Annotated in this window: 23 protein-coding genes; 14 read left to right on the top strand and 9 right to left on the bottom strand. The window is 66.2% G+C overall.

What is annotated here, in order from left to right:
• Positions 1–314 precede the first annotated feature (314 nt).
• The 6 genes from rfaE2 to ubiE all read right to left on the bottom strand — a co-directional run bounded on the left by rfaE2 (position 315) and on the right by ubiE (position 6,225).
• Positions 315–803 (bottom strand): D-glycero-beta-D-manno-heptose 1-phosphate adenylyltransferase, encoded by a 489-nt coding sequence (gene rfaE2 / locus MHZ91_RS26715; protein WP_175125164.1) that lies wholly within the window; start codon positions 801–803, stop codon positions 315–317.
• A gap of 19 nt (positions 804–822) precedes the next feature.
• The gene (locus MHZ91_RS26710) at positions 823–1,701 is read right to left on the bottom strand and encodes a ferritin-like domain-containing protein (RefSeq protein WP_175125163.1); all 879 of its coding nucleotides are present in this window, start codon (positions 1,699–1,701) and stop codon (positions 823–825) included.
• 181 nt (positions 1,702–1,882) lie between these two features.
• Positions 1,883–3,436 (bottom strand): ubiquinone biosynthesis regulatory protein kinase UbiB, encoded by a 1,554-nt coding sequence (gene ubiB / locus MHZ91_RS26705; protein WP_175125162.1) that lies wholly within the window; start codon positions 3,434–3,436, stop codon positions 1,883–1,885.
• Positions 3,437–3,439: 3 nt separating this feature from the next.
• Positions 3,440–4,078 (bottom strand): SCP2 domain-containing protein, encoded by a 639-nt coding sequence (locus MHZ91_RS26700; protein WP_175125161.1) that lies wholly within the window; start codon positions 4,076–4,078, stop codon positions 3,440–3,442.
• 182 nt (positions 4,079–4,260) lie between these two features.
• Positions 4,261–5,271 (bottom strand): Tim44 domain-containing protein, encoded by a 1,011-nt coding sequence (locus MHZ91_RS26695; RefSeq protein WP_175125160.1) that lies wholly within the window; start codon positions 5,269–5,271, stop codon positions 4,261–4,263.
• A gap of 177 nt (positions 5,272–5,448) precedes the next feature.
• Complete coding sequence (ubiE, locus tag MHZ91_RS26690; RefSeq protein ID WP_056564732.1) at positions 5,449–6,225, bottom strand: bifunctional demethylmenaquinone methyltransferase/2-methoxy-6-polyprenyl-1,4-benzoquinol methylase UbiE; 777 nt, start codon at positions 6,223–6,225, stop codon at positions 5,449–5,451.
• A 162-nt stretch (positions 6,226–6,387) separates the two neighbouring features.
• On the opposite strand from ubiE, the gene phoB reads away from it, so the two are divergent.
• The 9 genes from phoB to serA all read left to right on the top strand — a co-directional run bounded on the left by phoB (position 6,388) and on the right by serA (position 15,577).
• Positions 6,388–7,086 (top strand): phosphate regulon transcriptional regulator PhoB, encoded by a 699-nt coding sequence (phoB, locus tag MHZ91_RS26685; RefSeq protein ID WP_006227196.1) that lies wholly within the window; start codon positions 6,388–6,390, stop codon positions 7,084–7,086.
• A gap of 12 nt (positions 7,087–7,098) precedes the next feature.
• A complete protein-coding gene (phoR, locus tag MHZ91_RS26680) occupies positions 7,099–8,406 on the top strand; it encodes a phosphate regulon sensor histidine kinase PhoR (protein ID WP_175139426.1) in 1,308 nt (435 codons plus the stop codon).
• Between the two features lie 53 nt (positions 8,407–8,459).
• Entirely contained in the window at positions 8,460–9,152 is a 693-nt protein-coding gene (locus tag MHZ91_RS26675) for a heavy metal response regulator transcription factor (RefSeq protein WP_239216421.1), read from the top strand.
• On the top strand, positions 9,149–10,540 hold the full coding sequence (locus MHZ91_RS26670) for a heavy metal sensor histidine kinase (protein WP_239216420.1): 1,392 nt from the start codon (positions 9,149–9,151) through the stop codon (positions 10,538–10,540). The genes MHZ91_RS26675 and MHZ91_RS26670 overlap by 4 nt, the downstream gene beginning before the upstream one ends.
• Positions 10,541–10,658: 118 nt before the next feature.
• On the top strand, positions 10,659–11,099 hold the full coding sequence (locus MHZ91_RS26665; RefSeq protein ID WP_239216425.1) for a plastocyanin/azurin family copper-binding protein: 441 nt from the start codon (positions 10,659–10,661) through the stop codon (positions 11,097–11,099).
• A gap of 1 nt (position 11,100) precedes the next feature.
• Complete coding sequence (locus tag MHZ91_RS26660; protein ID WP_239216419.1) at positions 11,101–12,822, top strand: copper resistance system multicopper oxidase; 1,722 nt, start codon at positions 11,101–11,103, stop codon at positions 12,820–12,822.
• Between the two features lie 3 nt (positions 12,823–12,825).
• Positions 12,826–13,770, top strand: a complete 945-nt coding sequence (locus MHZ91_RS26655) for a copper resistance protein B (RefSeq protein WP_239216418.1) — start codon at positions 12,826–12,828, stop codon at positions 13,768–13,770.
• Positions 13,771–13,811: 41 nt separating this feature from the next.
• Complete coding sequence (locus MHZ91_RS26650; RefSeq protein ID WP_175125154.1) at positions 13,812–14,270, top strand: DUF411 domain-containing protein; 459 nt, start codon at positions 13,812–13,814, stop codon at positions 14,268–14,270.
• Between the two features lie 107 nt (positions 14,271–14,377).
• A complete protein-coding gene (serA, locus tag MHZ91_RS26645) occupies positions 14,378–15,577 on the top strand; it encodes a phosphoglycerate dehydrogenase (protein WP_175125153.1) in 1,200 nt (399 codons plus the stop codon).
• Positions 15,578–15,634: 57 nt separating this feature from the next.
• On the opposite strand, the gene MHZ91_RS26640 is transcribed toward serA, so the two are convergent.
• Entirely contained in the window at positions 15,635–16,510 is an 876-nt protein-coding gene (locus tag MHZ91_RS26640; protein WP_239216424.1) for a LysR family transcriptional regulator, read from the bottom strand.
• A 150-nt stretch (positions 16,511–16,660) separates the two neighbouring features.
• On the opposite strand from MHZ91_RS26640, the gene MHZ91_RS26635 reads away from it, so the two are divergent.
• From MHZ91_RS26635 to MHZ91_RS26620, 4 genes are read left to right on the top strand one after another with little or no spacing between them, the layout of a single operon-like run.
• On the top strand, positions 16,661–17,092 hold the full coding sequence (locus MHZ91_RS26635; protein WP_105237171.1) for a VOC family protein: 432 nt from the start codon (positions 16,661–16,663) through the stop codon (positions 17,090–17,092).
• Positions 17,093–17,116: 24 nt separating this feature from the next.
• A complete protein-coding gene (pxpB, locus tag MHZ91_RS26630; RefSeq protein WP_255810798.1) occupies positions 17,117–17,851 on the top strand; it encodes a 5-oxoprolinase subunit PxpB in 735 nt (244 codons plus the stop codon).
• The gene (locus MHZ91_RS26625; RefSeq protein ID WP_239216416.1) at positions 17,848–18,840 is read left to right on the top strand and encodes a biotin-dependent carboxyltransferase family protein; all 993 of its coding nucleotides are present in this window, start codon (positions 17,848–17,850) and stop codon (positions 18,838–18,840) included. The genes pxpB and MHZ91_RS26625 overlap by 4 nt, the downstream gene beginning before the upstream one ends.
• A gap of 13 nt (positions 18,841–18,853) precedes the next feature.
• Positions 18,854–19,621: a LamB/YcsF family protein gene (locus tag MHZ91_RS26620; RefSeq protein WP_175125149.1), complete on the top strand. Its 768-nt coding sequence runs from the start codon at positions 18,854–18,856 to the stop codon at positions 19,619–19,621.
• 14 nt (positions 19,622–19,635) lie between these two features.
• Here the strand turns inward: MHZ91_RS26620 and MHZ91_RS26615 are convergent, their stop codons facing one another.
• Positions 19,636–20,307: a GntR family transcriptional regulator gene (locus tag MHZ91_RS26615; protein WP_255810796.1), complete on the bottom strand. Its 672-nt coding sequence runs from the start codon at positions 20,305–20,307 to the stop codon at positions 19,636–19,638.
• 159 nt (positions 20,308–20,466) lie between these two features.
• Positions 20,467–21,105, bottom strand: a complete 639-nt coding sequence (locus tag MHZ91_RS26610; protein WP_056564767.1) for a trimeric intracellular cation channel family protein — start codon at positions 21,103–21,105, stop codon at positions 20,467–20,469.
• Positions 21,106–21,328: 223 nt separating this feature from the next.
• Here MHZ91_RS26610 and MHZ91_RS26605 point away from each other — a divergent pair, with 223 nt between their 5' ends.
• Entirely contained in the window at positions 21,329–22,192 is an 864-nt protein-coding gene (locus tag MHZ91_RS26605; protein ID WP_105237166.1) for a universal stress protein, read from the top strand.
• The last annotated feature ends 33 nt before the right edge of the window (positions 22,193–22,225 follow it).

Below are 22,225 nucleotides of genomic sequence, written 5' to 3'. Positions count from 1 at the left end.
GACCATGGGCTACAGCTTGGTACCGTTGGCCACCCCAGAAAAAGCCAATGAAATATCAACAGCTTAGGAGGAGTTTCTTGAGAGGCAGTCGCCGAAGGCGACAACGAAGATGACGACGGGGCAGTCCGGAGCGAAGGCTCCGGACCGCAATCGTGGGCGATCGCCTCCCCGGTGACCGCGGCGTCGGGCGACCTACGAAGACCCGCGGCACAACTCAAAAAGCCGTCCGGCAAAACCACCAAAACCCCGAGCGCAAAAGAAAAGACGGCCATCAAGGCCGCCTTCCATTCATCCGATAGACCAATCCAAGCTAATCACCCGCCCTGAATCTTCTTCACCAACGCCGTAGTAGACCGCTCAAACTCAAAAGGAATCGCAACGGCACGTCCGCCCCAGGTCTTCACCAGCGCAGTCTCCGGCAACGTCTCCATATCGTAATCGCCACCCTTGACGATCAGATCGGGCTTGATCTCTCCGATCAGGGCCTCAGGCGTGTCTTCATGGAAGGACGTGACTACGGTCACGAAACCCAACGCCGCCAGCAACGCCGCCCGATCTTCCATGCGATTCAGCGGACGCTCCGAACCCTTACCCAGCCGCCGCACCGACTCATCCGTATTCACGGCGACAATCAACGTCGCCCCCAACTGCGCCGCCTGATCCAGATACGTCGCATGTCCGCGATGCAGAATGTCGAACACCCCGTTTGTAAACACCAGCGGCCGCGGATAGCGGCCAGCGGCAACGGCAGCGACGAGTTCGTCGCGGGACAGGACCTTGGATTCGAAGCGGGCGGCAGGCATGTGGCGATTATAGGAGGGATCAGGCGCCGCCCAGGATGATCTCTTTGTCCTTCGGCACGATCAGCGCCGACACTTCCTTCCGGTAGCGGTTCAGATCCTTCACCGTCTCGAAGCTGCGGTCCATCAGCTTCGACAGAATGTGCAGAATCCGCGTCGCCACCTTTTGCTCCCACACCCCGTCAAAACGGATCTGCGTATCAAGCCAGTGCTCCAGCCAGCCCGGCTCCGGCAGGCGCGACTGCACCGTATCGTTCGGGAACAGATCCTTGTTCACGTGCAGATTGGTCGGATGCAGCGCCTGCTGCGTGCGGCCCGCCGACGCCATCAGCACCCCGATCTTCGAGAACGCCAGACGCGCCTCTGCGCTCGTGTCCTGCCCGCGGTCATGCAATGCGCGGCGCATGTATTGCAGGTAGGCGCCCGCGTGGCGCGCTTCGTCCTGCGCCACCGTCTTGTAGATCGCCTTGATCACCGGTTCCGTGTGCCATTCGGCCGCGCGGCGGTACCAGTGGTTCAGGCGGACCTCGCCGCAGAAGTGCAGCATCAGCGTTTCAAGTTCAGGGGCCTTGTCGAATTCAAAGCGCACGTTGTGCAGCTCTTCCTCGGTCGGCACCAGGTCCGGGCAGAAGCGGCGCAGATACTCGATCAGCACCAGCGAATGCTTTTGCTCTTCAAAGAACCAGACCGACATGAACGCGCAGAAATCACTGTCGCCGCGGTTGTCGCGCAGGAACATCTCGGTGGCCGGCAGCGCCGCCCACTCCGTGATGGCGTTCATCTTGATCGTGTGGGCTTGTTCGTCCGAGAGCTTGCTGCGGTCGAAATCGCCCCACGGAATATCGTGCGCCATGTTCCATCGCACGGCTTCCATGGTCTTGAAGAGTTCTGGATAAAGCATATTCTGCCCTTGTATTCGTCCCGCTAGTGGGGCTATGAAAATTGATGAATGGCGCGCGCGTTCTTATAGGCGTGGGCGCTGCTGGCCAATTGCGCAGCGCTATTTTTCGCCGTCTCCCGCGAAGCTATGATGACCGTTTCATGAATGAAACATGACAGTAAGGTCTAGATCATCGCGCCGCCTATCGGGTCAACGCCCATATCGCGACCCCGACTGCCAGCGCCAGCACGCCAACCAGCGCTGCAACCAGCCGGTTGTTCTGCTCTTGTGCGCGGCGTAACTGCATCATCTCGGCCAGCATCGCGGGCGAGACATTGGGTCGGCTCAGATGGTCATGGACCAGCCTGGGCAGGGCGGGCAGCATTTGCGACCACTGCACGGCCTCTTTTTCCAGGCTTTTCCGCAATCCCTGGAATCCGACACGCTGACGCATCCAGCGTTCCAGATAGGGTTTTGCGGTCTTCCAGAGGTCGAGGTTGGGATCGAGCTGACGGCCCAGTCCCTCGACGTTCAGCAGGGTCTTCTGCAACAGGACCAGCTGCGGCTGGATTTCAACGTTGAAACGGCGGGAGGTCTGGAAGAGCCGCAGCAGCACCTGCCCCAGCGAGATTTCCGACAGCGGCCGGTCAAAATACGGTTCGCAGACGGCGCGCACCGCGCCCTCCAGCTCTTCCTCGCGTGTATCCGGCGGCACCCAGCCCGATTCGATATGCAGTTGCGCCACGCGGCGATAGTCACGATGGAAGAAGGCCAGGAAATTCTGCGCCAGGTAATTCTTGTCGAACTCGGACAGCGAGCCCACGATGCCGAAGTCCAGCGCGATATAGCTGCCCAGCGTGCCGGGGCGGTCCGACACGTAGATGTTGCCCGGGTGCATGTCCGCATGGAAGAAGCCGTCGGTGAACACCTGCGTAAAGAAGATCTCCACACCCGTGCGCGCCAACGTCGGAATGTCGATGCCGGCTTCGCGCATGCGCTCGACCTGGCCCACGGGCATGCCGTACATGCGCTGCATCGTGAACACGGTGGAAGCCGTGTATTCCCAGATCACCTCGGGCACGATCAGCATGTCTCCACGGCCGGATTCCGGGCCGAAATTGCGTCGCAGCTGGCTGCAATTGGAGGCCTCGCGCACCAAGTCCAGCTCGTCGTGCAGGTACTTGTCGAACTCCGCGACTACCTCGCGCGGCTTCAGGCGGCGGCCATCGGCGCCCAGGCGCTCGATGATGCGCGCCACGACCTTCAAGAGCGACATGTCCTTTTCGATAATGCTGAGCATGCCCGGACGCAGCACCTTCACGGCGACCTCGCGGCCATCGTGCAGCACCGCGAAGTGGACCTGCGCAATGGACGCCGACGCCACCGGGTCCACGTCGAACTGCGCGAACAGCTTTTCGGGCGGTGCACCCAGCGCCGCCTCGATGCAGGCAGCCGCCTGGGCGGACGGGAACGGGGGCACACGGTCCTGCAGCAACGCCAGTTCGTTGGCGATGTCGGCGGGGATCAGGTCCCGGCGGGTGGACAGCACCTGCCCGAACTTCACAAAGATGGGACCCAGCGATTCCAACGCCAGACGCAGCCGCTGCCCGCGCGGCGAGCGCGGACGCGTGCCCAGGCGCATGACGCGGAGCAGGCACGTGGCCAGCGGATGATTCAGGCTGGATAGGACAAGTTCGTCCAGGCCGTAGCGCAGCGATACGACGATGATGCGAAAGAGGCGCAGCAAAGGGAACATGGATCAGGCGCCCCGCTTTGCGCCGGCCGAGGCCAGGCGGGTTTGCAGCGCGGCCGCCGACCGCGCCAGCGCATCCGCGCGCGCGTTAAGTTCGGCCAGGTCCAGGCGCCATTGCTCCAGGGCCGGGCGGCCCGCCAGAACACCGCTTTCTTCGGACAGGTATTCAGAGACATTCTCGGCCAGCCGCTGACCCGCATTGCGAGCCCCGCCGGCCACCGCGCGCGCGCCGCCCACGATGCGCAGCGCAGCGATGTCGCCCACCACACGGGCAAGCGCGTCTTCGGGGTCGAACCGCAATTGCTTGGACAGATCTGCGACCACCTGGGCCAGCGCCGCGTCGCCCGAAATATGCGTAGCCTCGGCGAAATCGGGCTTGTCGTGCCCCGCGCCCAGACGCGGCAACGGCAGCTTGTCTGGCGACACGGTGAGCGTGACATCGGGCACCACGGCCGGGTCGGCCTGGTCGGCCAGCCCGTCGCTGTCAATCGACAGGCCCAGCGTGAAGCCGCCCATGACGAAACGCACCGTCTTGCCGGCATGCCGCGCCAGGCGTTCGCGCGCCCAGTCCTCGCGCCGCAACAGGGCGTTGAGGGCGCTGACGGCCAGGCGCTTGGGGGTGGGCAGGAACGAAAAAGGCAGCATGGGCGGTTGCAAGGACCCGGGAGGGCTTGCCGAAGTTGATGGGTAAATCGGGAGTGTAACGGGTTAGATGGGAGCCTGTTTTGCGGAAGGCACATGGAAAAACCGGCCCTTTGGGGGCCGGTTCATGCGGACGCCGTGACGGCGTCCGCGGCAGAGAGCCGGTCGAGCCGGACCGCCAGGGTTTAGCTGGCGTGTTCCACCGGGATCTGCTGGATGCCGGCCAGCAACCAGCCGCCATTGGCCGGCTTGAACAGGTTCCAGACTTCTTCGAAGCGGAAAGCCTCGGCGCCCGGGGCCTCGCGCAGCATGCCGGAGAAGCGCACGCTGGCCAGGTGGCCGTCCGAGACGGTTTCGATGCCCAGCATCTCGGCGTTCAGCAGGACCACTTCGGTCTTGTTGGGCGCCGCGCCGCGCTCGGCCAGTTGCGGCTTGAGTTCGGTGATCAGGTCGTCGGTCAGGAATTCACGCAGACCGTCGGTGCTGCCGCTGTCCCAGACGGCCTGGATGCGGACGAACTGTTCCTTGGCTTGCTTCAGGAAGGCCGGCGTGTCGAAATCGCCCGGCACGAACCAGTTGTTGTCATCGCCCGCCTTGGGCAGGACAGCCGGCGGCTCGATGGGAGCGGCGGCCACCGGTGCGGCGGCTGCGGGCGCGGCGGCGCCCGGCTTCAGCGCTTCACGCCACATCGGCTGCTGTTGCTGCTGGCCCGAGGCGTTGTTGTTGCCGCCAAATGCGCCCTGCGTGGCAGTGCGCGGACCGGCGCCACGCAGGCGGCGGATGATGAACATGACGGCAAAGACGACAGCGGCGATCAGCAGCGCGGACGACAGGAATTCCAGGAATGCGCCCGACAGGCCCATGCTGGAGAGCAGCGCGGCGATACCCAGACCGGCGGCGATGCCGGCGATGGGGCCCAACCAACGAGAAGCGCCGCTCTTGGCGGCGGCGCCCGCTGCGCCGGCCGTTGCGGCACCGGCGGCTGCCGGCGCGGCGGTGGCGCCCGCGGTGTTGCTGTTGGCAGCCGGCGGCGTGGTGGCCTGGCGCTGCGTCGTTACATTGGAGGATTGACGGCCCACGCTGGCGCCGCCGCCGGCGCGACGGGCTTCGGCGTCAAACGACGCCGTCACCAGCGCAGCGCCCGAAACGGCGATGAGCGCTGCCGCGACAAAGCGCGAAAGACAGAATTTGGACATAGATTTGCTCCCTCGTACTCGCGCCCCCGCTGCCCCGAGCAACGGGAGGGCCTCGCAATACGCGAGACCATCTGCGCGACTTTTCTTACAGTAATCTGAATGACGTAAGAATAACGGACAAGCCGCCGCCCCACAAGTTCCCCGCGGGGCGGCGAAATCCGCCGTGGTCGCCGGGCGTCAGCCCAGGCGGACGCCTTCGTGCAACGCGGCGATGCCCGCTGTCAGGTTGAAATATTGCACCCGCTCCAGGCCGGCGGTGCGCAGCATGTCGGCCAGCGTCTCCTGGTCGGGGTGCATGCGGATGGATTCGGCCAGGTAGCGATAGCTGGCCTCGTCCTTGGCGATCTTCTTCCCCAGCCACGGCAGGACGTTGAACGAATACCAGTCGTACGCGGGCGACAGCGGCTTGGCGATGCGCGAGAACTCCAGGACGAGCAGCTTGCCGCCCGGCTTGAGCACGCGGGTCATTTCGGCCAGGGCGCGGTCCTTGTGGGTCATGTTGCGCAGACCGAAGGCCACACTGACGCGGTCGAAGTAACCGGTGGGGAACGGCAGGCGCTCGGCGTCGCAGACGGCGGTGGGCACCAGCAGGCCGGCGTCAGTGAGACGGTCGCGGCCCACGCGCAGCATGGAATCGTTGATGTCGGTCAGCCAGACCTCACCCGTGGGGCCGGCACGCTTGGCGAACGCGCGCGCCAGATCGCCCGTGCCGCCGGCGATGTCCAGCACCTTCATGCCGGGGCGGATGGCGGCGCGGCCGATGGTGAAGGCCTTCCAGACGCGATGCAGGCCCGCCGACATGAAATCGTTCATGACGTCGTAGCGCTGGGCGACTGAATGGAAGACTTCGGCGACCTTGCGGGCCTTTTCGCCTTCGGGGACCGACTGGAAGCCAAAGTGCGTGGAGGTCGAGCCGGAACCGGCGGATTGTTGCGATTCGGAGGGGTTTTGCATGGTGAATTCCCGATATATCGGTCAATGGTAGCCTATCGGGCGCGCGCCTGCGGCGTGCCGGACCCGCCGAATGACGCGCTGCGGTCACATACCTGAAATATTGCGGCCATACTATCGCAATGTTCGCGCCGCGCCGGCGCTCAGAAGTGTGCCCAATTCGATATGTCCAGCACCATCCTCGTCGTCGAAGACGAACCCGCCATCCAGGAACTGATCGCCGTCAACCTGTCCTTCGCTGGCCACAAGGTGCTGCGCGCCTTCGACGCCGACCAGGCCCAGACGCTGATCCGCGCCGAGCTTCCCGATCTGATCCTGCTGGATTGGATGCTCCCGGGAACCTCCGGCCTGGCCATGGCGCGCAAGCTGCGCAACGACGAGCGCACCCGCGCCGTCCCGGTCATCATGCTGACCGCCAAGGGCTCCGAGCAGGACAAGGTGGACGGCCTGGAGGCCGGCGCCGACGACTACATCACCAAGCCCTTCTCGCCCAAGGAGCTGATGGCCCGCATCAAGGCCGTGCTGCGCCGCCGCGCGCCGCAGCTGACGGACGACGTCATCGACGTCGGCGGCCTTAAGCTCGATCCGGTGACGCATCGCCTGTCGGGCAACAGCCAGTCCCTGCAGATCGGCCCCACCGAATTCCGTCTGCTCCACTTCTTCATGACGCACCCGGAGCGCGTGTTCTCGCGCTCGCAGCTGCTGGATCAGGTGTGGGGCGACCACGTCTTCGTGGAAGAACGCACGGTCGACGTGCACATCCGCCGCCTGCGCAAGGCCCTGGAACCCAGCGGTCATGACGCGCACGTGGAAACGGTCCGCGGCAGCGGCTATCGGTTTACGGCACAGCTCCCGACGCGGTAAAACTGGCGCACGATGATCTGGCTGCGCACGCTTATATTTGTCGCCCTGTGGGCGGTGGTTGCCTTACTGGCGCAATGGCTTATTGGAGACCCCGCGGGCTGGGTCGTGTTTTCCGCTTCGCTGACCGCCATGCTGTTGTGGCGCAGCTGGCGGCTGACGCTGGTTTCCCGCTGGGCCAATCAACCCGACTCCGCCCCGCCCGCCTCTGTCGGCCCCTGGGACGACATTCTTGCTCCGCTCTATCGGTACACCCGCGCCCGCGCACGTGAACTGACTGAAACCCGCGACACCATGCAAGGAATGCTGGCTGCCGCCCAGGCCCTGCCCGACGGCGCCGTCACGCTGAACGAAGACTTTCAGATCGACTGGTGCAACCGCATGGCGCGCCAGCATCTGGGTCTGCGCTTGCCGGCCGATCGCGGACACAACCTTCTGAACCTGCTGCGCGCGCCGGAATTCGTGGAATATGCGCATCGCCCGTCCTGGCCCGAACCCATCCTGGTGCGGCTGGGCCAGCAAGGCCAGGAACGGCTGATGATGATGCAGCTGACGGCCTACGCCAGCAACCAGCGTCTGCTCATCACCCGCGACGTCACCCAGATAGAGCGCCTGGAAACCACGCGCCGCGATTTCGTGGCCAACGTCTCGCACGAACTGCGCACCCCGCTGACGGTGCTGGCGGGTTTTCTGGAAACGCTGCGCGACATGCCCGACGACGCGCTGCCGCAGGAGCAGCGCGAGCAGTACATCGACATGATGCACGAGCAGGCGCACCGCATGCAGGCCATCGTGGAAGACCTGCTGACGCTGTCCACGCTGGAATCGTCGCCGGGCAGCGATCCGCGCGCGGTCAACATGGGCGCGCTGCTGCAAAAGGCGCGCCAGCAGATCGAAGCGCTGTCGGGCGGCCGGCACCAGCTGGTCTGGCACATCGACGAAACCCTGGACGTGCTGGGCGCCGAAAACGAGCTGACCTCGGCCCTGTCCAACCTGCTGACCAATGCCGTGCGCTACACGCCGGACGGCGGCACCATCACCGTGCGTTGGGAACGCGAACCCGAAGGCGGCGCGTGCTACAGCGTGCAGGACACGGGCATAGGCATCCCGGCGCGCCATCTGCCGCGCCTGACCGAACGCTTCTACCGCGTGGACCGGGGCCGGTCGCGCGCCGTTGGCGGCACGGGGCTGGGCCTGGCGATCACCAAGCACATCGCCATGCGGCACGACGCCGAACTGCTGATTACCAGCGAACCCGGCAAAGGCAGCGTCTTCTCGCTGCGCTTTCCCGCCGACCGCATTGCCATCGCCGAAACGGCCTGAATTCCGCCCGCGCGGGCGCCTGAGTGCGCCCCGCCGGTGGTAAATTTTTGGCCATGCGCATCCTGGTCATTGAAGACGAACCCAAACTGGCCGACTACCTGAAGAAGGGACTGTCGGAACAAAGCCACGTCGTGGACGTGGCGCGCGACGGCGTCGATGGCCGCCATCTGGCGCTGGAAGGCGCGTACGACCTCATCGTGCTGGACGTCATGCTGCCCGGCGTGGATGGCTTCGAGGTCCTGGCCTCGGTGCGCACGCACAAGGACACGCCCATCCTGATGCTGACCGCCCGCGATGCGGTAGAAGACCGGGTCCGAGGCCTGGAGGGCGGCGCCGACGACTACCTCGTCAAACCCTTCGCTTTCTCCGAACTGCTGGCCCGCGTGCAGGCGTTGCTGCGCCGCGGCCGCTCGCAGGAGCCCACGCTGCTGCGCCTGGCAGACCTGGAGCTGGATCTTGCCAGCCGGCGTGCCCAGCGCGGCGGCCACCGCCTGGACCTGACCGCCAAGGAATTCAGCCTGCTGGCCCTGCTGCTGCGCCGCCAGGGACAGGTGCTGTCGCGCACGACCCTGGCCGAACAGGTGTGGGACATGAACTTCGACAGCGACACCAACGTGATCGACGTCGCCGTGCGGCGCCTGCGCGGCAAGCTGGACGATCCCTTCGACTCGAAACTGCTGCACACCGTGCGTGGCATGGGATATGTGCTGGAATCGCGCGTCGCCCCGGGTGGCAGCCCCCGATGAGCCGCCCGCGCGTGCGGTCCATGCAGGCGAGGCTGACGCTGCTGTTGGGCGCCATCGCGCTGCTGGTCTCGAGCCTTGCCGGGGCGACCCTCTTCTGGGCGCTCAAGCGCGAGGTCGAACGCCAGGAGATCACCGAAGTCAGCGGCAAGCTCGAACTCATCGATCACCTGATCGACATGCAGAACAGCGCCAGCGGCCTGCACGATCTGGCAGCCACCTTCGACCAGATGCGCGCGGGGCAGGGCCAGCTCGGCATCTGGATCGTCGACGCGCAAGGCAAGGCCGTCTATGGCGGCACGCCGCCCGAGACGCTGGCGTCGCCGGACGGTCGCCAGGTCCTGCTGGAAACGCCCGATGGCGGCCGCATGCGCGGCCTGCGCGTCGCCATGAACGATCGCATTCTGCCTGGCGCGCAGTTGACGGTGGCGGTCAGCACCCGGACCAGTTCGCAATTTCTTTACGCCTACGGCACGGCCCTCGCGCTGATCTGCGCGTTGTGGGTGGGCGCCACCGTCGTGCTGGCGGCCTGGGCCGTGCGGCGCAGCATGGCGCCGGCGCGCCGGCTGTCCGAACAGGCCGCGGGCATCCAGCCCGATAACCTGGCGCGCCGCCTCCCGCTGGAAGACACCGACCGCGAACTGCATGACCTGGTGCGCTCCTTCAACCGCACGCTGGACCGGCTGCAGGCGGCCTACCAGCAGATGGAGGGATTCAACGCCGACGTGGCGCACGAACTGCGCACGCCGCTGGCGACGCTCATCAATGGCACGCAGGTCATGCTGTCCGCGCCGCGCGACGCCGCCGAGCTGCGCGACGCGCTGGAATCCAATCTGGAAGAGCTGGAAGACCTGAAGACGCTGGTCAACGACATGCTGTTCCTTGCCCGGGCCGACCGTGGCGAACGTGCGGCCGATCTGGCTCCGGTGTCACTGGCCGCGGAAGCGCGGCGCGTTGCCGAATACTACGAAGCCACGCTGGAAGAACACGGCGTGCAGCTGCGCTGCGAGGGCGACGCCACCGTGGCCGCCAACCGGGGTCTCGCGCGACGCGCGCTGGCCAACCTGATTTCCAATGCCATCAAGGCCACACCACCCGGCGGCGGGATCGTGGTGGCCTGCGCGCGCATCCCCGGCGGCGCGCGCATCGCGGTCCGCAACCCCGGGCCGCCCATCCCGCCCGCCGACCTGCCCCGCATCTTCGACCGCTTTTTCCGCGCCGGCCCGACGCGCGCCCCGCGCAGCGAAGGCCACGGCCTGGGTCTTGCCATCGTGCGCGCCATTGCGCTCATGCACGGCGGCGAGGCCGATGCAGTGTCAGACACCACCGGCACTGTCGTCGGCATCACGCTGATGGATCCGGCGGCAGGGCCGAACATTACAAAAACGTAATCTGCGCGACAGGATCGGGTCACCCCCGGATTCTTAAAGTGCCATCACGCTCATTCCCTCTGCAAGGATTCTCGTGAAAGGCACTCTGCTACGCACTTCGTTCGCCGCCCTGGCGCTCATGCTATCCGGCGCGGCGTTGGCCGCAGGCGACCACGCGCATGGCAGCCACGCGCAGCCCGCCGCCGCAGCGCCCATCGGCACGCCGGGCGATCCGGCCCGCGTCACGCGCACGGTCGAGATCGACATGAACGACGCCATGCGCTTTTCGCCCGCCACCATCGACGTGAAGGCCGGCGAAACCGTCCGCCTGAACGTGCACAACTCCGGCAAGATCCGGCATGAGCTCGTACTGGGCACCGATGCCGACCTGCAGGCGCACTACGCCATGATGCTGAAAGATCCCGGCATGCGGCACGAGGAACCCAATGCCGTGTCGCTGGAAGCCGGCAAAAGCGGCCAGATCGTGTGGCGCTTCGACAAGGCGGGCACGGTGTCGTTTGGTTGCCTGGAGCCCGGCCACTATGCGGCGGGGATGAAGGGTTCCGTCTCGGTGCTGTGACATGACGGCGCCCTCATTCACGACCCGCCGCCGCTTCGTGCAGGGCCTGGCCACGGGCGGCGCACTGGCCGCTCTGGGCGGCTGGCGCCATGCGCTGGCCCGGCCCGCCACCGTGCCAACGGCCGAATTGCGCGGCAATGAATTCCATCTGGAGATCGGCGAGACGCCGGTGAACTTCACGGGGGCCGCGCGCGTGGCCACCACGATCAACGGCAGCCTCCCCGCGCCTCTGCTGCGCTGGCGCGAGGGCGATACGGTCACGCTGCATGTCACCAACCGCCTGCGCGAGCAGACGTCGATCCACTGGCACGGCATCCTGTTGCCCAGCAACATGGACGGCGTGCCGGGCCTGAGCTTTGCCGGCATCGATCCCGGCCAGACCTTCACGTACCGGTTCGATGTTCGCCAGAGCGGGACCTACTGGTATCACAGCCACTCGGGTTTCCAGGAGCAGACGGGCCTGTACGGCGCCATCGTCATCGAGCCGCGGCGCCGCGATCCCATCGCATCCGATCGCGACTACACGGTGCTGTTGTCGGACTGGACAGACGAAGACCCGATGCACGTGTTCAACAAGCTGAAGGTGATGCCCGACTACTACAACCGCATCCAGCCCAGCGTGCAGGGCTTGTCGCAAGATGCCCGCGACCGCGGCTGGCATGCGGCGCTGGGCGAGCGCCTGATGTGGGAACGCATGCGCATGAACCCGACGGACCTGGCGGACGTGTCGGGCGCGACCTACACCTACCTCACCAATGGCGCCACGCCGGCCGCCAATTGGACCGGGCTTTTCACGCCAGGCGAGCGAGTGCGGCTGCGATTCATCAACGGCTCGGCGATGACGTACTTCGACGTTCGAATCCCGGGCCTGAAGATGACCGTCGTGGCCGCCGACGGACTGGACGTGCGGCCCGTGGACGTCGAGGAATTCCGCATCGGCGTCGCGGAAACCTATGACGTCATCGTCGAACCTCTGGAAGACCGCGCCTACACGATCTTTTCGCAGGCGATGGACCGCTCCGGCTTCGCGCGGGCCACGCTTGCGCCACGTCCGGGCATAGAGGGCGACGTGCCCGAGATGGATCGCGTGCAGGTGCTGGGCATGATGGACATGGGCATGGCGCATGACATGGGCGGATCGCAGGCCATGCAGGCCCGGCACGGCGATCATGGCGCCGGCGCGGACCAGGGCGGCATGGTCGAGGTCAGGCACCCCTACCCCGCCGAGCGCGGCGTGGGCAATTCCATGCTGCCTGACGTGGTGTCGACCCGCCTGGACGATCCCGGCCCCGGACTGCGCGACAACGGCCGCCGCGTGCTGACCTATGCGGACTTGCGGTCGGTGCGGGAGCCCGACGACGACCGCGCGCCCTCGCGCGAGATCGAGCTGCACCTGACGGGCAACATGGAGCGCTACATGTGGTCGTTCAACGGCGTGAAGTTCTCGGACGCGCGGCCCATCGTGCTGCGCCACGGCGAGCGCGTGCGCTTCGTGCTGGTCAACGACACGATGATGACGCATCCCATCCACCTGCACGGCCTGTGGAGCGACCTGGAGTCCCCGGATGGCGCGTTCCAGGTCCGCAAGCACACGATCTCGCTGAACCCGGCGCAGCGCATCAGCTATCGCGTCAGCGCCGACACGCGTGGAAACTGGGCCTACCACTGCCATCTGCTGTATCACATGGAGGCCGGCATGTTCAGGGCGGTCGTGGTGGAGTAAACGATGAAGCCGATCAGTTTCCAGAAACACGCGCCGGCCCTTTGCGCAATCGCCCTTGCGCTGGCGCCCCCCCTGGCCGCGGCTCAAGCGGCGCAAATGGATCATGCCGGCATGACCGGGATGGACCACGGCTCGATGGACCACGGCCAGGCGCGGTCACCGGACAGCCCGGAAAGCCACCAGGGTATGGACCATGCAGATACGAACCATGACGCGCCCGCCGCAGACGCCCCGCCCGTCGGCAGCCTGCCCGCAAGTGATGGCGAAGGCCCGCGCGGCTACGACAGCTACGGCATCCATCCGCACATGATGGACAACGCGCCCACGTGGCAGGTGCTGTTCGACAAATTCGGCAGATCGCGCAATCGCGATGGGCAGAACGCGCTCGAATGGGATGGCCGCTTCTGGTTCGGCACCGCCACGGACCGCCTGCTCGTCAAGAGCGAGGGCGAGCGCGAAAGCGGCGGCGGGTCGGACGGCAAGGTCGAGGCCTTCTGGAGCCACGCCATCTCGCCATTCTGGGATCTGCAACTGGGTGCGCGCCGGGACATCGGCGCAGGCCCCAAGCGCAACTGGGCCGCGGTCGGCGTCGAGGGCTTGCTGCCCTACAACATGGAACTGACGGCCACTGCCTATGCAGGCCCGTCAGGCCGCAGCGCCCTGGCGCTGAAGGCCGAGTACGATCTGCTGCTGACCCAGCGCCTGATATTCACGCCCGAACTGCAAGCCAGCGCCTACGGCAAGAACGACCCGCAACGCGGCATCGGTTCCGGTCTGTCGCAGGGATCCCTGTCCCTGCGCCTGCGTTACGAGGTGACGCGCGAATTCGCCCCCTACGTTGGCGTATCCTTTGAACGGAAGTTCGGCCAGACGGCAAGCTATGCCTCGGACGCCGGCGAGAGCCGGTCGCAGGCAGCCGTTATCGCGGGCGTGCGGTTCTGGTTCTGACCGGCCCGCGCCAGAACATCCCCTTTATCCCCCGGAGCATCATGAACGTTTCCCGTCTTACGCGCCGCCTCGTCCTTGCCGCGGCCCTCAGCATCCCCGCGATTGCCGCCGCGCAGGCGCCCGTCAAAGTCGAAGTCTGGAAAACGCCCACCTGCGGCTGCTGTGAAGACTGGGTCAAGCACATGCGCGACAACGGCTTTGAGGTCGTCACGCACGACGTCGACGACACCGGCCCCATCCGCCGCAACGCGGGCATGGCCAACTACGGTTCCTGCCACACCGCGATGGTGGATGGCTACGCGGTCGAAGGCCACGTGCCGGCCAGCGACGTGCGCCGGCTGCTGCTCGAAAAGCCGGACGCGGCGGGTATTTCGGCCCCCGGCATGCCGCTGGGGTCCCCGGGCATGGACGGTCCGGAATACGGCGGGCGCAAGACGCCGCACGACGTGGTGCTGGTCGACAAGCGCGGCGGCGCCAAGGTTTTCCAGGCTTATCGCTGAGCCGCGCCTGAAACAATTCACCCACACCGCCTCAATGGCTACTCCTTGCACTGCAGCAAAAATGGTCCACAATAAATAATTGCGTTTCTCACCAACCCTTGGCAGTCATGGCACAAATCGTCCTGTTCGAGAACATCCACCCGAGCGCCCGCGCCGTCTTCGAGGCCGCCGGCTACACCGATATCGTCACGCATGCCGCGGCCCTGCCGCCGGCGCAATTGCACGACGCCCTGCGCGGCGTGCAAGTGGCGGGGATCCGTTCTCGCACGCACCTGGACGCCGCCCTGCTGTCCGGCAACCCCGACCTGCGCGTCGTCGGGTGCTTCTGCATCGGCACGAACCAGGTCGATCTGGACACCGCCATGCAGCGCGGCATCCCGGTCTTCAATGCGCCGTTCTCCAACACGCGCTCGGTCGCCGAACTGGTGCTGGGCGAGGCCATCCTGCTGCTGCGCCGGATTCCCGAAAAGAACGCCCGGGTCCATCAGGGCCATTGGGACAAGAGCGCCGCGGGCGCGTTTGAGACGCGCGGCAAGACGCTGGGCATCGTCGGCTACGGCAACATCGGCTCGCAGATCAGCACCCTGGCCGAAAGCCTGGGCATGCGCGTCATCTATCACGACGTCGAGGCCAAGCTGCCGCTGGGCAACGCCCGCCCCGCCGGCACGCTGAACGATCTGCTGGAACAGGCCGATGTCGTGACGCTGCACGTCCCCGGCGGCAAGTCCACCGAAAACATCATGAACGCCGAGACCATCGGCCGCATGCGCCGCGGCGCCATCCTGATCAACGCCTCGCGCGGCGCGGTTGTCGACATCGACGCGCTGCACGCGGCGCTGAAATCCGGCCACCTGGCCGGGGCCGCGCTGGACGTGTTCCCCACCGAGCCCAAGAGCGCCGACGAACCGCTGGCCAGCCCGCTGATCGGCATGCCCAACGTCATCCTCACCCCGCACATCGGCGGCAGCACGCAGGAATCCCAAGAGAACATCGGCCGCGAAGTCGCCGAAAAGCTCGTGCGCTTCCTGCAGGCCGGCACCACCAAGGGCGCGGTCAACTTCCCCGAGCTGCCGTTCCTGGAACAGGCCGGCGGCACGCGCATCCTGCACGTGCACCGCAACGCGCCCGGGGCGCTGGGCGCGCTGGACAACCTGATGGCGCAACACGGCCTGAACATCGTCAGCCAGACCCTGCAGACGCGCGGCCAGATCGGCTACGTGATCACCGACGTGGAGGGCCAGGTCGACGACATCGTCATGACCGCCTTGCGCGATCATCCGATCACGGTCCGCTGCGACCGGCTGTAAAAGCAAAAGCCCCTTCGGGGGCTTTTTTGTTGAGCGACCGGCTGGCGTGGAATGGCGTCAAACCCCTGCCGAATCACCCGCCGCCCGATGCAGGCATTGCGCGATCTTTTCGCGGACGCTGCCCGGGTCGAACGGCAGGCGGCCGATGATGCCTATTTCGCGGTGAAACGCGTGTTCGTCCAGGGGCAGCAGCCGCAGCCCCGTCATGTCCAGACGCCGCAGCCGGGGCAGCAGCGCCACGCCCAGCCCGTGACGGACCATCCCCGCGATGGCCTCGATCTCGTCGAGCTCCACGGCCTCATGCACGGTGATCCGGTGCTTCTTCAGGAATACATCCACCACCCGCCCGCCGAACGAAGCGCGGTCGTAGCGGATGAAGGGCTGGGTCGCCAGCAGTTCCCGCCAAGGCGCGACCGGCATGGATTCCGGTATGGCCAGCATCACCGGCTCGCTCATCAACGGCTGCCATCCCAGTTCGGGCGGCAAGGCGAACGGCGGGCGGATCAGCACGGCCAGATCCACTTCGCCCGCGTCCACCTGACCCAGCAGCGACAGCGACACACCGGGCACGATGCGCACGCGCACATCGGGATAGACCGCGCGGAACTCGCCCACCGCGTGGACCAGCAGATCCTGCTGCACGGACGCAATCGCGCCAATGCGCAGCAGCCCGCTGACATGGGCGCCGCCGGCAGAGGCCGCCATGCGATCGGCCATGGCGACCAGCTCTTCGGCCTGGGGCAGCATCTCGCGGCCCTGCGCGTTCATCAGGGCCGCGCGCGGACTGCGGTCAAAGAGCGCGACGCCCAGATACTCTTCCAGGCGCCGGATCTGGGCGCTGACGGCGGACTGCGTGAGTCCCAGTTGCGCCCCCGCCCCGGTGAAGGTGCCGTCCCGCGCCACGGCAATGAAGGTCTTGAATTCTTTGAGCACAATCAATTTTTTCGATGCTAAGACTCGAAAAATATCGTTTTGCTATAAAAAAAACAATACTTAAACTACGTCCTGGTGCTAAAGCCGACGCGACTGCGGCGGCCGCCCACCCCGAACGCTCATCTTTCCTTGCCTGACCCGGAGCCTTGCATGTCCGCTCAAACCAACCTGCCGCCGTTCCACCTGGCCTTCCCCGTGCGGGACCTGGCCGAAGCCCGCGCCTTCTACGGCGAAAAGCTGGGCTGTCCGGAGGGGCGCAGCTCCTCCGAATGGATCGACTTCAATTTCTACGGCCACCAGATCGTGGCTCACCTGGCGCCCAGCGAGTGTGGCCACAAAGCCACCAGCGCGGTCGATTCGCACAATGTGCCCGTGCGCCATTTCGGCGCCGTGCTTTCCATGGAACAATGGGAAGCCATGGCCAAGCGCCTGACCGACGCCAAGACCGAGTTCGTGATCGAACCCTACATCCGCTTCAAGGGCGAGGTCGGCGAACAGGCCACCATGTTCTTCCTGGATCCGTCGGGCAACGCGCTGGAATTCAAGGCGTTCAAGAACATGGATTCGTTGTTCGCCAAGTAACCCGTCACTACAGGTTTCGTGCCGTTGAACGTAAATTCAGACCCGCTTTCTCCGGCCGAAACCCGCTGGCGCATCCTGCCCCAGGGTGACCGCTGCCTGATCATTTCCTTCGGCGAACACATCGACGCCGCCATCGGCCGCACGTGCCTGGCGGCGGCTCGCATGCTGCGCGACGCACGGCTGCCGGGCGTCACCGATGTGGTGCCCTCCTTCGTCGCCGTGGCCGTGCATTACCGGCCCGGCGGACAGGGCGAAGGCCCCACCTACGCCTCACTCTCCGAACACATCCAGGCTTTGCTGGCCGGCGGCATTCCGACCGGCGATGCGGGCGGACGCGAGGTCGACATCCCCGTCTGCTATGGCGGTGAACACGGTCCCGACCTGGCCGAGGTCGCCCGCGCGGCGCGCATTTCGCCCGACGCCGTCATCCAGTTGCACAGCGAACCGCGCAGCATGGTTTTCATGCTGGGATTTGCCCCCGGACATGCCTATCTGGGCGTGCACGACGAAAAACTGAACATTCCCCGCCGCCCCTCGCCGCGTACCGCCGTACCGCCGGGCGCCGTGGCCATCGCCAACCGCCAGACCGTGATCTACCCAAACCGGTTGCCGGGCGGCTGGAACATCATCGGCGCCACGCCGCTCGTCATGTTCGACCCGGCGCGCGAACCCGCCGCCCTGCTGCAGCCCGGTGACACCGTGCGCTTCGTGCCGATCGCGCCCGAAGAGTTCGACCGCATCCGGGGGAGCCGGCCATGAGCGTAACGGTGATCAAGCCGGGCATGCTGTCCAGTTTCCAGGACCGCGGGCGCGAAGGCTTCCAGCATCAGGGCATTCCGGCGGCGGGCGCCATGGACGAGCGCGCCCACCGGCTTGCCAATGCCTTGGCGGGCAACGAAGGCGACCCGGCCACGCTGGAAATCACGCTGACCGGCCCTACGCTGCGTTTCGACGTGCCGGCCTGTTTCGCGCTGGCGGGCGCCGACCTTGGCGCCACGCTGAATGGCCAGGACATTCCCCTGCTGCGTCCGCTGATCGCGCGCGCGGGCGACGTGCTGGCCTTCGGCGCGAGGCCCGCCGCCGGCGTGCGCGCCTATCTGGCCGTGCACGGCGGGTTCACGCTGACGCCCGTCATGGGCAGCGAAACCACGTACCTGCGCAGCGGATTCGGTGGCTTTGAAGGACGCGCGCTCGCCAAGGGCGACGTCGTCCCCCTGCGCCGGCCGCTGCCGCCGGACCGCGATGCCGCCGCCTTGCAGAAGGCGCTGTGGGACGTGCGCGTCTATCTGCCCGCGACGCTGGGCAACAAGCAGCGCGAATTCATTCGCTTTCTGCCCGGCGTGCACTGGCCGGAGTTCTCGCAAAGCAGCCGCCGCGCGTTTGCGGAGTCGGATTTCCGCATCAGTCCGCAGTCGGACCGCATGGGTTACCGACTGCTCGGCCGCCCGCTCGCCATGAACCAGCCGCGGCAGATGCTGTCCGAAGCGGCCTGTTTCGGCACCGTGCAGGTGCCTTCGGGCGGCGAGGCCATCATCCTCATGGCCGACCGGCAGACCACCGGCGGCTATCCCAAGATTGCGCAGATCGCCACCGTGGATCTGCCCGCCCTGGCGCAGTCCGCGCCCGGCCAGACGCTGCGTTTCCAGCGGATCGAGCTAGAAGAAGCGCAGCGCCTGGACGGCGAGCGCGAGCGCGCGTTTGCCCAACTGCACGCCGCGCTTGAACCGCTGCGCGCGCTGCTGGCCTAGAAAGGAACCCGTTATGACCACCCGCATCGACCTCAATTGCGACATGGGCGAAAGCTATGGCGCCTGGACCATGGGCAACGACGCGGCAGTGCTGCAGTTCGTCAGCTCTGCCAACATTGCCTGTGGCTTTCACGGCGGCGACCCGGCCACCATGCGCAAGACCGTGGCCGCGGCATTGGCGCGAGGGGTGGCGCTGGGCGCCCACCCCAGCCTGCAGGACCTGGCGGGATTTGGCCGCCGCGTCATCCAGATCAGTCCGGACGAGGCCTATGACATCGTCGTGTACCAGATCGGCGCACTGGCCGGCGTGGCGGCCTCGCAGGGCGCGCGGCTGCATCACGTGAAGGCGCACGGCGCCCTCTACAACATGGCAGCCAAGGACGAGCCGCTGGCAAAAGCCATCTGCCAGGCGGTCAAGGACGTGGACGCCTCGCTGATCCTGTATGGGCTGGCGGGCAGCAAACTGATCGATGCGGCGCGCGCCGTTGGGCTGTCGGCCGCCAATGAAGTCTTCGCGGACCGCTCCTACCAGGACGACGGTTCCCTTACCCCGCGCACGCGCGCAGGCGCCATGATCGAAGACGTGGATGTGGCCGTTGCGCAGGTCGTGCGGATGGTGCGGGAAGGGTTGGTGCGGTCGGTGGACGGCAAGGATGTGCCGGTGCAGGCCGACACGCTTTGCATCCATGGCGACCAGCCCAACGCGCTGGTCTTTGCCAATGGCATCCGCAGCGCGCTGGAGCAGGCGGGCATCGAGGTGCGCACGCCGCCCCGCGGCTAAGGCGGGCGCAATAGCTAGGCGTCCTCGAGCGATGCCTCGCGGTACGCCCGCACGATGTCGGGCAGCACCTGCACCACGTACTTGCGCGTCAACGCCGCGGCGTGGTCGAAATCCCGGACGCGCAGGGCCTGGATGACGCCTTCCGTATAGATCGGAATCTTGTTGGCCTCCAGTGACCGGCTGGCCAGCATGTGGCGCAACGGCTCGATCTGTTCGTACACCTTGCCGAGCATGCTGGTCAGCGGCGCATTGCCGGTAAAGCGCGCGGCAGCCAGGTAAAAATCGCGCGAGGCGGCGATGAAGCCGCGCCCATCGAGGCGGCCCATCGCGGCGACGATCGCCTCATGCTGCGTGGTCAGTTCGGCCACCAGCGCGCTCAGATCGGGCATCTCGGCGACCTGCCGGATGCAATAGGCTTCCAGCTCCGCGCGCAGCATGTACAGATGGCGGATCTGGGTTTCGGTATAGAGGGTGACCCGGAACCCCTTGCGCTGGATGTGCGTCACCAGCCCGCTCAGTTCCAACAGACGCAGCGCTTCCCGGATGGGGCTGCGGCTGGTGCCGAAGCGCTGTTCCAGTTCCTGTTCCCGTAACGGCTGCCCGGGCCGGATAGTGCCGTTCACTATCAACTCACGAATCTGTTCCTGTAGGAAATACGGAATCGTGGCGGGCGCTTTGACGTCCAATCGGCTCCCCTTCTACTGCGTATGCAAGCTATGAGACCCAGACAAGATACTAGAAATCTATTGAAACAGAAATAGAAATAATGTTTCACACAAAAGACACGGCATCGCATGGCCGTCTGCGGGCAGGGCGGGAAGGACGAATTTGACCGCCTGGCGCGGTCAGTCCCAGTCGTCGCGGTAGACGAATTTGGGCATTTGCCAGTTGAAGCGCAGGGCCATGAGGCGCATGGTCAGCCCCGCGGCCAGCGCGATGGGCACCGACGCGTTGGCCGACAGGCCGAGCGACATCGAGCCCAGATACAGTGCGCCGGTCACCAGGGACACGCTGGCGTAGAGTTCCTTGCGGAACAGCAGCGGCACCTCGTTGCACAGCACGTCGCGCAGCACCCCGCCGGCGCACCCGGTGATCATGCCGCTGATCAGCACGACGGTGATCGGCAATTGCATCATCTGCGCCACCTGGCAGCCGATGACCGTGAACGCCACCAGACCCAGCGCGTCAGCCAGCAGGAACACGCTGCGCAAGCGGCGCATGACCGGCGCGATCAGCGCGGTCAGGATGGCTGCCCCGCCCGTCATCCACAGGTACTCGGGATGCACGACCCAGGTCAGCGGATAGTGCCCCAGCAGCACGTCGCGCAGCGATCCGCCGCCCAGCGCCGTCACGCACGCGATGATGCAGACGCCCATCCAGTCCATGTCGCGCCGCCCCGCCGACAGTGCCGCCGTCATGGCTTCGGCAACGATGGCGACCAGGTACAGCGTGTGCAGCAGGGCGGGCGACAGATCGGTAAACATAGGTGGGGGGGTAGCTTGGGCAGGCCCCATTGTATTGAGCCTTGCCGGCGGGCGCGCCATTGCCTGCGCGCGCATCATCCCGTACCCTCAAACCTGCGTTGACAACGATCAACTCCGGTCTCGTTTCGCGGCGAGACAATGGAGACGTGCCCGACCGGGCGCTACTGGGCCAGGCAGCGCGGACGCGGGAGCCGCCCCTCTGGCCGTAACCGGGAGATTAGGTATGACCCAGCAAATTGGCCCCATCCTTCTGGCCACCGACCTGAGTGCGCGCGGCGACAGAGCCCTCGACCGCGCCCTGCAGTTGACCAAGGAACTGAACACCAAGCTGATCATGCTGCATGTCATGGAATCCCATGCCACGCCGCTCACCACCCCCGTCTGGCGCCGCCTGTCGCCGGACCACAAGGCCCTCGTCGAACGCGAACTCGCCGAAGACGTCGCCGCCGCCAACGTGCCGGCGGAAGTCGTGGTCACCAAGGGAGACCCCGTCGCCAGCATCATGGAAACCGCCGACGCGTATGGCTGCTCGCTGATCGTGGCCGGCATCGCCCGCCAGGAAACGCTGGGCCGCCTGCTGCTCGGCACCACGGTCGAAAAGCTGGCCCGCCAGGCGCGTCAGCCCGTGCTGGTAGTCAAGAACCGCCCCCGCCGGCCCTACCGCGACGTACTGGTCGCCACCGACTTCTCGGATGGCTCGCGCCAGGCGCTGCGCGCCGCGCTGCAATTGGTGCCCAATGCGGACATCACCTTGTTCAACGCGTATGAAGTGCCGTTCCAGAGCGTGAGCAAGCCGGACGACGGCGTCGTCGACAACCTGTATCGAACCGCCGAACAGTGCGCCGAGCGTTTCATCGCCGAAACGCCCGAACTGCCCAAGGGCCGCCCGACCAAGGTCGTGCTCGAAGCCGGCCAGCCCGAAACCGTGCTGTCCGACTACTCGTTCAACCACCGATCCGATCTGGTCGTCACCGGCACCCACGGCCGCACCGGCATCCTGCGCACCGCCATCGGCAGCGTGGCCGAGCGGCTGCTGGAATCCCTGCCCAGCGACGTGCTGATCGTCCGGCTAAGCGGCGAAGAGTAGGTTTTCGGCCAGCAAAAAGGCGGCGCTTGTGCG

This window comes from Achromobacter sp. ACRQX, from assembly GCF_022346505.1.
In the GTDB taxonomy this organism is placed as follows: Bacteria; Pseudomonadota; Gammaproteobacteria; order Burkholderiales; family Burkholderiaceae_B; genus Achromobacter; species Achromobacter animicus.
Note: the sequence above shows the minus strand (reverse complement) of the source record. Positions and strands in the feature narration are given on the sequence as shown.

Excerpts from the sequence above, each read along its gene's own strand:
- MHZ91_RS26655 (WP_239216418.1), top strand. The coding sequence starts at position 12,826 with ATGAAGCCGATCAGTTTCCAGAAACACGCGCCGGCCCTTTGCGCAATC.
- serA (WP_175125153.1), top strand. The coding sequence starts at position 14,378 with ATGGCACAAATCGTCCTGTTCGAGAACATCCACCCGAGCGCCCGCGCC.
- MHZ91_RS26620 (WP_175125149.1), top strand. The coding sequence starts at position 18,854 with ATGACCACCCGCATCGACCTCAATTGCGACATGGGCGAAAGCTATGGC.
- MHZ91_RS26660 (WP_239216419.1), top strand. The coding sequence starts at position 11,101 with ATGACGGCGCCCTCATTCACGACCCGCCGCCGCTTCGTGCAGGGCCTG.
- phoB (WP_006227196.1), top strand. The coding sequence starts at position 6,388 with ATGTCCAGCACCATCCTCGTCGTCGAAGACGAACCCGCCATCCAGGAA.
- rfaE2 (WP_175125164.1), bottom strand. The coding sequence starts at position 803 with ATGCCTGCCGCCCGCTTCGAATCCAAGGTCCTGTCCCGCGACGAACTC.
- MHZ91_RS26665 (WP_239216425.1), top strand. The coding sequence starts at position 10,659 with ATGCTATCCGGCGCGGCGTTGGCCGCAGGCGACCACGCGCATGGCAGC.
- MHZ91_RS26695 (WP_175125160.1), bottom strand. The coding sequence starts at position 5,271 with ATGTCCAAATTCTGTCTTTCGCGCTTTGTCGCGGCAGCGCTCATCGCC.
- MHZ91_RS26700 (WP_175125161.1), bottom strand. The coding sequence starts at position 4,078 with ATGCTGCCTTTTTCGTTCCTGCCCACCCCCAAGCGCCTGGCCGTCAGC.
- MHZ91_RS26610 (WP_056564767.1), bottom strand. The coding sequence starts at position 21,105 with ATGTTTACCGATCTGTCGCCCGCCCTGCTGCACACGCTGTACCTGGTC.
- MHZ91_RS26635 (WP_105237171.1), top strand. The coding sequence starts at position 16,661 with ATGTCCGCTCAAACCAACCTGCCGCCGTTCCACCTGGCCTTCCCCGTG.
- MHZ91_RS26650 (WP_175125154.1), top strand. The coding sequence starts at position 13,812 with ATGAACGTTTCCCGTCTTACGCGCCGCCTCGTCCTTGCCGCGGCCCTC.
- MHZ91_RS26710 (WP_175125163.1), bottom strand. The coding sequence starts at position 1,701 with ATGCTTTATCCAGAACTCTTCAAGACCATGGAAGCCGTGCGATGGAAC.
- ubiE (WP_056564732.1), bottom strand. The coding sequence starts at position 6,225 with ATGCAAAACCCCTCCGAATCGCAACAATCCGCCGGTTCCGGCTCGACC.
- MHZ91_RS26605 (WP_105237166.1), top strand. The coding sequence starts at position 21,329 with ATGACCCAGCAAATTGGCCCCATCCTTCTGGCCACCGACCTGAGTGCG.
- ubiB (WP_175125162.1), bottom strand. The coding sequence starts at position 3,436 with ATGTTCCCTTTGCTGCGCCTCTTTCGCATCATCGTCGTATCGCTGCGC.
- phoR (WP_175139426.1), top strand. The coding sequence starts at position 7,099 with ATGATCTGGCTGCGCACGCTTATATTTGTCGCCCTGTGGGCGGTGGTT.
- MHZ91_RS26675 (WP_239216421.1), top strand. The coding sequence starts at position 8,460 with ATGCGCATCCTGGTCATTGAAGACGAACCCAAACTGGCCGACTACCTG.
- MHZ91_RS26670 (WP_239216420.1), top strand. The coding sequence starts at position 9,149 with ATGAGCCGCCCGCGCGTGCGGTCCATGCAGGCGAGGCTGACGCTGCTG.
- MHZ91_RS26625 (WP_239216416.1), top strand. The coding sequence starts at position 17,848 with ATGAGCGTAACGGTGATCAAGCCGGGCATGCTGTCCAGTTTCCAGGAC.